This window comes from Segatella buccae ATCC 33574, from assembly GCF_000184945.1.
Lineage (GTDB): Bacteria > Bacteroidota > Bacteroidia > Bacteroidales > Bacteroidaceae > Prevotella > Prevotella buccae.
Window position 1 is genome coordinate 2,157,425 of the sequence record NZ_GL586311.1, and the last position, 10,904, is coordinate 2,168,328.

The following is a 10,904-nucleotide window of genomic DNA, read 5'->3' on the forward strand; positions in this document are numbered from 1 at the left end:
TATGCAAAATTAGGATTTTCAGATTTGGCAATAGGGGCTTCATATATGGCTAAAGGTACAAAATGTTCTTTTTTGCAGGGCGGAAATGAGCCGTTAACGAGTCACCACCCTGTTTTTTCGTTCTTTATTCTCCCCCTTACAAACTTATAAAAGACCGGTATTACCTGAAGAAAATTCGACAAAAAAGATGTACGAGAGTATCTTTTTATCCGTTTTTTCACTATCTTTGCAAGATACACAGCAAGTGCTCGGTATATATCCTAACTCAAGACTTTTATATGAAAATAACAATTAGAAAGGCCCGGAAGGAAGACCTCAGCACCATTTTACGATTGCGCGACGATGCGCGTCGGATTATGCAGACAACGGGAAATCCCGACCAATGGCCGGAAAACTATCCGGCGAAGCAGACTTTCGAGCGTGATATAGAGCATGGCACAAGCTATCTTTGTGAAGAAGAGGGATGCACCGTGGGGACCTTTGCCTTGGTGCCAGGGCCTGAACCAACATACGCCCATATCACCGGTGGTCGCTGGATAGATGAAGACAGAGCCTATTATGTGCTTCATCGTGTGGCTTCCGACAGCACTGCACATGGGGTGTTTGCCGCCATCATTGACTTTTGCAAGTCGCAAAGCGATAATTTGCGGGTAGATACACATCGCGACAATGCCATCATGCGTCGTCTGCTTGACAGGCATGGATTTACTTATTGTGGCATCATATACCTGTCTGACGGTTCCGAGCGATTGGCCTTTCAGTGGTTAGGATAAAATGACGAGGCAAAAGCACCATCCGGAAATAGACAGCAAGGAAATATCGACACACCGGACACAGCCACAAACATGCCGATGAAACCGACATGATGGTGTGGAACGGATTAAGTGGAGCGAGTGTTTTTGCGTTTCACTTTAAAGCGGTCGAACCCTAATCCGTAAACCCCGATCACCGCACTCTGCGATACAAAGGCCGTGGGGTCAATTTCTTCGATGAGTTGGAAGATTTTGGCCGATTCGTTCTGCCGAGCCAGCACGAAGAGCAGTTTCATCTCCTTGCCGGAGTAGAAACCGCGTCCGTCGATGACGGTGCATCCTCGTTCGGCGGTCGTATTGATGGCATGGCCTATTTCTTCATGCTTGTCGGAGATGATAAAAAACTGTACTGAGCGGCGTAGCGAGTTGACCACGCGATCGACAAACAGCGCAGAGATAAAGAGGTAGACATATCCGTAGATCACCGGCTCCCAATCTCTGAGCACCAGATAGCTTGATGTGACGATGACCGTGTCGCAGATCATAATGACATTACCCAGCGAGATGTCGCGGTATTTTTGCACCATGGCCGCTATGGTGTCCGTACCGCCCGTACTGGCGTTGTAGGAAAGTCCCAGTCCCGAACTGATGCCAAGAAAGAAGGCACCCACGACAGTTGCCATAAACGGTTCGTCGGCCAAGAAGGTCCGCCCCGCCATGAAGTGCTGGGTGAGCGAAAGGCCGATGGCGAAGCATCCTACAGCGTAGATGGTTTTCACACAGAAACGCCACCCCAACACTTTGAGGGCAACGGCAAGGAGTATCAGATTGAGTACCAAATAACTCACTTGTGGGGGGATGTGGAAGCCCCAGTAAAGAATGGAGGCCAATCCTCCCACACCACCCATCGTGATGTGATTGGGCAAGAGGAATACACCAAGGCCCACACTACCCATAAACATGGATAGGGCGATAACGAGATAGTCGAGTATCTCTCTGCGTTTGGTCTTTTGTCTCATTTTCTTTTTGGTAACAGGGTTAAAGGTTCAGACAATCCGTAACGTTTGTTTCAAATTGCAAATTTAACAAAAAGTGCTGTATAAAACAAACAAAAATCTTGATAAATATGTCCTGCTGACGAAGAATAGTTTATCTTTGCATCAAGACAGGCTGTATTCTGCAAGATGGAGGCAATCTTGCATCTGCGCCATCTTTGCAGACAGAACGGCTGTTGTAGGGGGGCAGTGCTCCGAAAGTATCAAAAAACAAGCGATGAAGACAGATATAGCAACCTTTCGTGACGAAGTGTATAGTGTGGTGGAGGCCATCCCTATGGGTAAGGTCGTCACCTATGGTGATATTGCCCTGCTTGTGGGCAGACCTCACCACGCTCGACTGGTGGGGCGCATAATGGGCGAAGCACCAGCTATACGCCGGTTGCCTTGCCACAGAGTGGTGAACAGCCGTGGGTGCACAGTTCCGAATTGGCACGAACAACGTGGGATGCTTGAGGCAGAAGGCGTGTCGTTCAAAATTGACGGGTGTGTGGATATGCGTGCCTGTCGGTGGAATTTTATGGCAGAAGGATAGTTTACAGGCATTGGCGATAAGAGACAGGTATTGCCCCTGCCTGCAAATTCGTATTTTATATTAAATTATAAGAGATTCCTCGGTAGGTTCTATTTTTTTTGTACTTTTGCAACTAAGTATATTCTAAAAGACGTCTAAATAGCATGAAGCTACCTTTCAATTCAGTCATATCGGGACTGGCTCTTATGGTGATTTTAGGCTTTGCGCAGTGTGCCGGCCGCCATCATGGGACTTCCCGGGAGGAATCAACGGTTGAGGTGGGTCAACAAAGTTATCAGAAATTAGAACCCTTACGCGTGAACTTCTATTTGGAGCGTTCCGGTTCGATGACTCCCTATGACAGCCCCCGGGGGGACGGTTCTTTCAAAGCCGCCTTTGTATCGATGTTGAATAGTGTGCCTGGAGATGCAAACAGGCTCTATATCGTCAATGACAGCATCTACCGGTATCCCAAGGGAATCCGTCAATTTATCAGTGACGATAATATTTTCGCATCTTCCAAAGGTATTGGAGACCCCTCCTATACAGATTTTCAACGCATTTTTCAGGCGATTCTTGAAAATACCGAAAAGAACGAAATTTCTGTTTTGTTCACAGATATGATTTATTCGGTCAAGACGATGGAAGGGACAAACCCTCGGAAAATCTTTTCGGATGCCACCGGCATGATTAGTTCGGTGTTCAAGCAGCGCGTGGGAGACATGTCGCTGTTGGTCGTTCAGATGCAGGGCTCTTATGATGGGGCTTATTACCCTTACAATTCTCCCTTTTCCGGACAGCAATATACCGGTGTCAGACCTTATTATATTATTGTTGCCGGAAATCGGCAGGCTATGAAACGACTGGAAGCCGATGACAGGTATGCTGCTTTTTGTGACTTTACACGGCTCAAAGGCTATCGTGACATGTATCTCTACCAGTTGTTTGGAAATGGGAGTGGGAGCGACAAAGCCTTTATACCTTATTCGGAATTCATGTTGAGTCATGAGGAGATCAGGGGCCGTTTTAAGCCGGACAGTGACAACTTGAATTGCGTCACCGGGCTTGAAGCCGACAAAGAGACGGGGAATGTCCGCTTGGCTCTGGCTGTTGACTTGGGGAGAAAGTTCATTCCGGCATCGGTATTGACCAATCCGGCCAACTATGCCATTGACAGGAAGGGCGTGAAGATTGAGAAAATCATCTCCATAGACAAGACCAAACTTTCCAAGCCCGAGCGCAACCGCGCCTTGTCGGCCACCCACATATTTATATTGAAGGTCTCTGATATAGCCTCCAAGGAGGAAGTGACCATTTCATTGCCGGATAAATTGGCTGATTGGATAGGAGAAAGCAACAGTGACGACGATACAAACCTTTCAGGAACAAAGTTCTCGAAAACAACTTTCGGACTTAAATATATCCTTGGGGGCATCTACGACAGCTACAGGCGGACATCGGTCAACTCGGGATGGGGAGAACCCTGCTATTTCAAGATAAAACTGATTTTGGAGAAATAACATCATCAAAGTGAAATGAAAAAGAATACAATATTATTGATTGCAGGCGTTGTTGTCACGCTACTTTTCATCATTTTAGCCATTCCTCTGTTTGAGGCGATGTATTATGAGAGAGAATTTTCTACAGCTATGTATGATGAGAATATCTATATGCTGGTGAGCGTTGTTACTGCTATTGTTGCCTGGGCCGTAGCAGGGGTTTTCTACTATGTGATCAACAGTGTAAGTTTTTCCCGTTGGTATCATTGGCTCATTATGCTGGCAGTAGCTGCCCTCGTGACACCAACGATCAATTATTTCTACGCCGATGGTGTCTTTGCGGCTATGGACTATGATTTCGGGCATCAGCTCTTTTCGTTTGCCGTCGTAAACATGTTGGTGGAAGTCGTCCTTTTTGTGGTAGCTTCTTTCTCTATGCGTTGGTGGAGTAGCAATTGTCGCCATACACCTATTCCCGAATAGGTGGACAAACGTAAACCTATGAAGCAACAAATGTATCAAAAGTAAAAACAAATATGAGATTATTTCTCTTTCTGGTTGGCGGAACCGGTTCGCGGGTGCTAAGGCCCCTGATCATGCAGTTTGCCGCTGGTGTGCATCCTCTCAATGAACAGGGGGTGCCTATGCCGTTGGAAGTGGTGCCCATTATTGTCGACCCACATAAGGCCAATGAAGACTTGAAGCGCACCGACAATCTCCTTCGTTGGTATAAACAGATTCGCCGTTCCCTGTATGGCGATTCGCCGGATGAGACACGGGGCTTTTTTTCTGTGAAAGTGTCAACGTTAAGCGACATTCTGCCGGGAGGCTCCAATTTGAGTGACACTTTCCTCTTTAATATGGGGAGCATCGCATCCAAGAAGTTTCAGGATTTTATCTCATATTCCACACTTGACACCGGTAATCAGGCGCTGTGTTCAATGATGTTTTCCAATTATCAACTGGACACCAAGATGGATATAGGCTTTGTTGGTTCGCCGAACATCGGAAGTGTGGCACTCAACCAATTTAAGGACAGTGAAGAGTTCCGCCAATTTTCCAATGTGTTTCAGAAGCAAGATCGCATTTTTGTTGTCTCTTCCATCTTCGGAGGTACCGGGGCGGCCGGTTACCCCATCATTGTGAAGAACATACGCAATGCCGCCAGCAATCCCAACATCAATAACCGGGGAGATTTGCGCGATGCCCGCATTGGAGCGCTCACGGTATTACCTTATTTTAATGTCCAGCAAGACGAGAACAGTCCGATATCCCGGGCTGACTTTATCTCTAAAACCAAGTCGGCACTATTCTACTACCATGACAATCTGACTGGTCTCAGGCAGGGTGGAGTGGAGCGGCCGGAATCGAAACTCAATGCCTGCTACTATGTGGGAGATGAGATACCCAGCAATCCCTACTTCAATGATCCTGGAGGTAACGGGCAACGCAACGATGCCCATGTGGTGGAATACGTGGGAGCTTTGTCGATATTTGACTTTATGGGCATTCCCGATGAACGGCTTGTAACGGTTGGCGGCAATGCGCAGAATCCGATATACAAGGAATACGGACTGGCCAACGACAAGATGCAGCTCAGTCTGAAAGATTTCGGACTTCCGACACGCGTGCTTGTCAACAAGCAAATGCTCAAGTTTCACTTGGCTTATATGTACATCACACACCAACTGCGTCAGGACATAGGCCGCGGATATACCCAAGATAAGCCGGAACTGACAAATGGTTTCCTGACAACAAGTTTCTTTACTACACTGACCAACGATTTTTTTGTGGGCTATCTCACTTGGTTGAAAGAGCTCAAAGGCAATCAGCGCAGTTTTGCACCTTTTGATTTGAGTGCAGAAAAGTTGGCAGATGTGTCTGTCGATATGCTCCCTAAATCGGGATTCTTCAAATCAGCACTTGACTACAAATCCATTCTTTCGTCCATGAACAAGGCGAGTCAAGCAGCAACTAAAGCCAATCGCTTTGCGGGTGACAAGGTAAGTCTCAAACTGTTGAGTCTGTTGGAAGAGACACTGGACACATTGGTAGATGAAAAATTCAATGGGGTTGTTTAATTCGTAGAATATCAGATTTATGTCGAAGATATTAAGCTATAACAAGAAAACCACAGGAGAAGGTTGGATATCCTTAAACAGTCAGTACAATGCGGATGAAATAGAGATGATAGCTGATCCCAACGGGGGGCTTGCACAGACTCCCCGAACGGCCATCCCGTCACCTTTCGCCCAAATGGACTTGGTGAAAAACGCCTTTTCCCGTTTGGCTGCCCATGCCAATCTGCAAGGCGAACTGATGGATGAGAAGCTGGTGGCCAATGCACTCGATGTAGCCCAACTGTTTTTCAATTATGGGGAGTTGCACAATTTGTTGCGCATTGTCGAGTGGAACAAAACCACAGAATTGGAAGCCTTGAAGCAAGAGCCCCAGCATCGGCTGCTCGGCGACACCCTTGAGATGTATCTTGAGCAGGACAAAGATGCTTTCAATTTTGATAGGATGGACAGACTTTTCTTTCTGGTCTATGGCAATCAGGTGGTAGGTTCCACTTCTCCTGTCACATTATTTATGGCATCTCCCAATGCACGTGAAGGGATGTATAAGATTCCGGTGGAGCAGAATATCAACATATTTGATGAATGGCGGCCGCTTTGGGAGCGCAATGAACCGTTCATCAAGTACATCTATGCTTTGTTTACCGCCTATCCCGAATTGAAGAAACTTTGTGGAGAGGTGAACAGATATCTCATCACGTGCTTCCCTCTACTTAAGCAACAGCTGCAAGAGATTATCTTGAAAGAAATAGGCAATCCAACGGCACTTGATACAGAAAGCGTAGAGAAGGCCAAGACCTTTCTTGAATCCAACTATTCGCGGATGGATGACGGGGTGGAAGCTTTGGGTATTCCGTTTTTTTGCGCACGCGCAGAAGATATCCAAGCAGCCATTCAGGCCAGTGATTTTCGAATAGTGCCCTCACGGGAGGTGGACGATTGTCTGCCACTGGTGCTCCAAAATCATTTGAATGCTCCTTCGAGCGATGCTTTCCGTTATGTTACGGGGGCGTGGGATGATAGCATTGAGATTCGCCCGACCGATTATGCAATACCGGTTGAGAAGCGTGTGCTTCCGGGAACAACTCATCAATACCCGTGGCTTACAGTCAACGATTTTCTTCAACCGTCTATGATCAAGCTCGATTACAGCCTTGACCGTGATAGTTTCTTTGATGGGAATTTGACCATTGCCAATAGAGAAGTTGATAATTGCGATTTTCTATTACCCTTGAAGCCACTTTACTTTAAATACTTTAATGTAAATGATTTGTGGGGAACGATAGGGGGGCGTCCTCGCTTTGAATTGGTTCATGGACGGCTGGGCAGTGTAGATACTGTGAAGGCTGTCCTCAGAATCCCCGTTCAGAAAAATGGGTCATACATCACTTTGCAGCGTACCTATATTGAGTCACCGGATGGGGAGTTGAGCTATGATGTTGCTAACGACCGTGGTCGCTTTGTGACAGTTCCATTTGCATTAAGTGTGTTCCCGTTTGTCCGAGCACCCGGATTGGGACAATACAATGTACAGTTGGTCGACAGGGCTTTAGGAGCATTGGAAAACAGCCGGTTATCTTTGGAGTTCTTTAAGAATGGATATCTGCAACGTCTTGATGAACAAGAGGTTGTCGTTAGAGATCGTTCTCTGAAAAATGACAAGCGGGTAGGTTCCAGTTACTATCGTTTGGAGACGGATTTCGATTACATGAATGTTGTGCTGACCGATGAACGTGGCAATCAGGTTGCAGTGGGCACAGTTTGTCCTAAGTGGGCTGAATATATTCCCGGTTATGACGCGTTTACCTTTGCTGTCGACTTTGGAACGACCAACACCCATGTAGAATGTATGAAGGGAGAAGGAATGCCCGAACCAATACGAGTGGACTCCACGGGAAAAGACAGGCTGTTGGCTACATTATATAATGGTGAAAGCATTCTGTATGATGTCATCATTAAGCAAGAATTCTTGCCAAAGGTGATAGGTGAAGACTACGGTTTCCCGCAGCGCACAGTGCTCAGCGAATGCGAACGTATGGATGCGCGCAATGTGGATAATATCATAGCATTGGGTGATGCCAACATTCCCTTCATCTATGAGAAAGAGAGTATAGGCTACGGCAACAGGGTGGTTCCCAATCTGAAGTGGAGTACGGATATATCCACAGCCAAGCGTGTAAAGGCCTATCTCACGGAGGTCGCTTTACTGATGCGTACTAAAGTTTTGCTTGAGAATGGCGACCTACAGAAGACCCGTCTTGTGTGGTTCTATCCATTGAGCATGAAGGTCGGCACGGTCAGAAAAATGCAGGAGACTTGGGCCAAGATTTTTAAAGAAGTGTTCGGTGTGTCGGCCGATGATCATAATCTTATCCAAATGCCTGAATCAGTGGCACCTTATTATTTCTATAAGGGGTCGAGTAGATTCCGCGGTGCAGCATCAACAGTCGCATCCATAGATATAGGAGGTGGGTCGAGTGACGTGGTTGTTTACGAGAGTAATGCCCGGCAGCCGGTGGTTTTGACATCATTTCGCTTTGCTGCCAATGTGCTGTTTGGTGATGGTTTTTCCGAAATACCGCATGGCGATACCAATCCCATGTTGGTAAAATATGTCGATTACTTCAAACGCCTTTTCGATGCCGATGATGATAAGTATGGAGAACTGAATGGCATTCTTGATGACATTACATCAAAGAAGAAGTCGGAAGACATCAATGCTTTCCTCTTCTCGGTGATCAACAATAAGGTGATAAAAGACAATGATGTCTTTTCATATAACCAACGGTTGAATGAAGATGGGGCGCGTAAGATCATCTTTATCTATTTCTATGTCACGCTGATCTATTATGTGGCCAATTTGATGAAACATCATCGGCTGGAAATGCCACGTAGCGTAATGTTCAGTGGAACAGGGGCAAAGGTTTTAGACATCGTCGGACAACAGCGTGACCTGGATTTACTCACACAAATGGTTTTTGAACGTGTTTATGACAAAAAGTATGACGCTGACGGCTTTGCCGTCGTTATGGAAAAGAGAGAACCTAAGCAGATTACATGTCGGGGCGCGTTGCTGCAAGTCAGAGACAATGGAGGAACTGCGCAGGTTTTTGAGCTCAACCGATTGATGGATAATTTTGACAACCCCCTGAAGATGAATTATTCCATGATAGACAAAGAACGATTGGTCTATGACGACATGGAGTCAGATGCCCTCAGAGCCAAACTTGTGGATGAAGTTAGACGCTTCAACAACTTTTTCATCTCTTTGTGTGATGATATCCATGTCACAGATCGTTTCTTGGTAGATTTAAAGAGCCTGAATTTGTTTAAAGAACTGGTTAATAAGGATTTGGAGCATCATCTTGTGAATGGTTGGAATTTTGTTAACAAAAATCAAGAAGACAAGAATGGTGGTGACGCCATTGAAGACACCATGTTCTTTTATCCCATTATTGGCAGTATTCGTGATAATCTTATAGAAAATCTGAACTGATGTTTGGTAGTAAGGTCGCAAAACAAATAGAGGAGAGTGTCGCTCCCTTGTTGGAGAGAATTGCAGCGTTGGAAACGGCTAATACAGACTTAAAAGAGCAAGTGGAATCGCTTGCTGCAAAGATAGATGTATGTTGCGAGCGTATTGACAAACTCGAAAGTGCCTTGTCCGGACAGTATAGAAAAGAAGAAATGATGCTAGACGCTTCGGAAGCTATACAGAACGAACAAGGAGATGACCATTCTTATAGTTCTCATGGTGGCAAGACAGAATTGTTTGCCGGTGCACCGACTATTGACGGTTTATTCTCCGATGTGGCGAAAAAGGAGCGTATAGGTAAAAGTCTCTACAAACTCGTCACAGGCGATGGGGCGACAGCAACTTTTGAAATGCTGGACACTCCGGATGCTTTGGCCACAGCGATGATTAGTCTCAGCCAGTTTGTGAAACCTGTTTGCAAGATAGAAGGCAATACCACCGGACTTCTTCATCATGTGACGATCCTTGAAAGGGGAAGTGCTGTCATGGAAAATGGTGTGTGGAGAGTGATAAAAAAAGCAACGGTTCGCTTTGGATAATGATAAAATGTAGATGAAAAGCATGTTGGAAGTGAAGTGTAAACGATGCCGATTCCGCTATGAGGTGGAGATTGGCCTCGGACAGAAAGAGTTGGATTGCGTTTGTCCCCGATGTGGCACTCCATTTAAATATGTTATGCCTGACGATTATATGCGGGGAGACAATCTATCTCACGGAACGGAAGACAAGCCGTATATAAGTCAAGAGAGCATTTCGGAGGTGGAGTTTGCCTCTCCATCTGCTATGAATGTAGTGGAAGGGTCTGAAGTGTCTACACCGGTTGATGGTTCTTCCCAAATTTCATTGCCCCCTCCAGTTCCTCCGGCAATTCCCTTGAGGACTATCCCACCTCCAAATCCTTCCCCGAAGGGAACTTCATTTCCTCCCACAAACAACCGTAAAGGGAGCGAAGGCTCTTGTATGAAAGGGTGTCTGATTTTCTTCGTTTTATTGGCATTGCTGATTTGGGGAGCTAAAAGTTGCAACCGTCATTCTGCGGAGGATGAAGACGATGCACCTGTCGAGACAAGGGAAACAGTGGAAGACCAGACAGATAATGCAACCAAAGAACCGAAAACATTGTCTCTTTCGGTCTTGGAGGGACAGAGGGGGCAAAAAGACAATGCTGATACAACTGCGCAGGAAGCTGTTCTAGAAGAGGAGTTACCCGCGTGGGTAGAAGGCATTTGGTACGGAGAAGCACCTTATGGTCGTATTATCATGTTGATACGCGGAAATCAAATAACCATAAGGGTTGACAAAAAAATGCGTTCGGGTACATTGTCTTATAGCGAAGGAATGCTCCACTGCCGTTTCTCGGAAGGTAAAATACAGGATTATCGACTGGATTTTGACAAGCAACAGATTATCACTGGTGACGGACAACGAATGATAAAAGAATAAAGAAAATGAATATCCGCAATCATCCAAA

At 46.0% G+C, this 10,904-nt stretch carries 9 protein-coding genes; 8 read left to right on the forward strand and 1 reads right to left on the reverse strand.

Going from position 1 to position 10,904, the window contains the following annotated elements:
* The first annotated feature begins 278 nt into the window (after window positions 1–278).
* Window positions 279–773, forward strand: a complete 495-nt coding sequence (locus HMPREF6485_RS08425; protein ID WP_004345967.1) for a GNAT family N-acetyltransferase — start codon at window positions 279–281, stop codon at window positions 771–773.
* A gap of 107 nt (window positions 774–880) precedes the next feature.
* Here HMPREF6485_RS08425 and HMPREF6485_RS08430 read toward each other — a convergent pair whose 3' ends face one another.
* Window positions 881–1,771: a YitT family protein gene (locus tag HMPREF6485_RS08430; protein WP_004340867.1), complete on the reverse strand. Its 891-nt coding sequence runs from the start codon at window positions 1,769–1,771 to the stop codon at window positions 881–883.
* Window positions 1,772–2,024: 253 nt separating this feature from the next.
* On the opposite strand from HMPREF6485_RS08430, the gene HMPREF6485_RS08435 reads away from it, so the two are divergent.
* The 7 genes from HMPREF6485_RS08435 (at window position 2,025) to HMPREF6485_RS08465 (ending at window position 10,876) form a co-directional block, all read left to right on the forward strand.
* A complete protein-coding gene (locus HMPREF6485_RS08435; protein WP_044126363.1) occupies window positions 2,025–2,342 on the forward strand; it encodes an MGMT family protein in 318 nt (105 codons plus the stop codon).
* A 143-nt stretch (window positions 2,343–2,485) separates the two neighbouring features.
* Entirely contained in the window at window positions 2,486–3,841 is a 1,356-nt protein-coding gene (locus tag HMPREF6485_RS08440; protein ID WP_004345969.1) for a hypothetical protein, read from the forward strand.
* A gap of 15 nt (window positions 3,842–3,856) precedes the next feature.
* Window positions 3,857–4,303 carry a hypothetical protein gene (locus tag HMPREF6485_RS08445; RefSeq protein ID WP_004340871.1) on the forward strand — a complete coding sequence of 149 codons (447 nt, stop codon included), beginning with the start codon at window positions 3,857–3,859 and terminating at the stop codon, window positions 4,301–4,303.
* Between the two features lie 113 nt (window positions 4,304–4,416).
* The gene (locus tag HMPREF6485_RS08450; RefSeq protein ID WP_052296818.1) at window positions 4,417–5,901 is read left to right on the forward strand and encodes a hypothetical protein; all 1,485 of its coding nucleotides are present in this window, start codon (window positions 4,417–4,419) and stop codon (window positions 5,899–5,901) included.
* 19 nt (window positions 5,902–5,920) lie between these two features.
* A complete protein-coding gene (locus tag HMPREF6485_RS08455; RefSeq protein WP_004345972.1) occupies window positions 5,921–9,394 on the forward strand; it encodes a hypothetical protein in 3,474 nt (1,157 codons plus the stop codon).
* Entirely contained in the window at window positions 9,394–9,972 is a 579-nt protein-coding gene (locus HMPREF6485_RS08460) for a hypothetical protein (RefSeq protein ID WP_004345973.1), read from the forward strand. The genes HMPREF6485_RS08455 and HMPREF6485_RS08460 overlap by 1 nt, the downstream gene beginning before the upstream one ends.
* Window positions 9,973–10,108: 136 nt before the next feature.
* Window positions 10,109–10,876: a hypothetical protein gene (locus tag HMPREF6485_RS08465; RefSeq protein ID WP_248622264.1), complete on the forward strand. Its 768-nt coding sequence runs from the start codon at window positions 10,109–10,111 to the stop codon at window positions 10,874–10,876.
* Window positions 10,877–10,904: the final 28 nt, after the last annotated feature.

Bases quoted from the DNA above. Each gene is read 5' to 3' on its own strand.
- HMPREF6485_RS08425 (WP_004345967.1), top strand. From the start codon at position 279: ATGAAAATAACAATTAGAAAGGCCCGGAAGGAAGACCTCAGCACCATT.
- HMPREF6485_RS08430 (WP_004340867.1), bottom strand. From the start codon at position 1,771: ATGAGACAAAAGACCAAACGCAGAGAGATACTCGACTATCTCGTTATC.
- HMPREF6485_RS08435 (WP_044126363.1), top strand. From the start codon at position 2,025: ATGAAGACAGATATAGCAACCTTTCGTGACGAAGTGTATAGTGTGGTG.
- HMPREF6485_RS08440 (WP_004345969.1), top strand. From the start codon at position 2,486: ATGAAGCTACCTTTCAATTCAGTCATATCGGGACTGGCTCTTATGGTG.
- HMPREF6485_RS08445 (WP_004340871.1), top strand. From the start codon at position 3,857: ATGAAAAAGAATACAATATTATTGATTGCAGGCGTTGTTGTCACGCTA.
- HMPREF6485_RS08450 (WP_052296818.1), top strand. From the start codon at position 4,417: ATGCAGTTTGCCGCTGGTGTGCATCCTCTCAATGAACAGGGGGTGCCT.
- HMPREF6485_RS08455 (WP_004345972.1), top strand. From the start codon at position 5,921: ATGTCGAAGATATTAAGCTATAACAAGAAAACCACAGGAGAAGGTTGG.
- HMPREF6485_RS08460 (WP_004345973.1), top strand. From the start codon at position 9,394: ATGTTTGGTAGTAAGGTCGCAAAACAAATAGAGGAGAGTGTCGCTCCC.
- HMPREF6485_RS08465 (WP_248622264.1), top strand. From the start codon at position 10,109: ATGCCTGACGATTATATGCGGGGAGACAATCTATCTCACGGAACGGAA.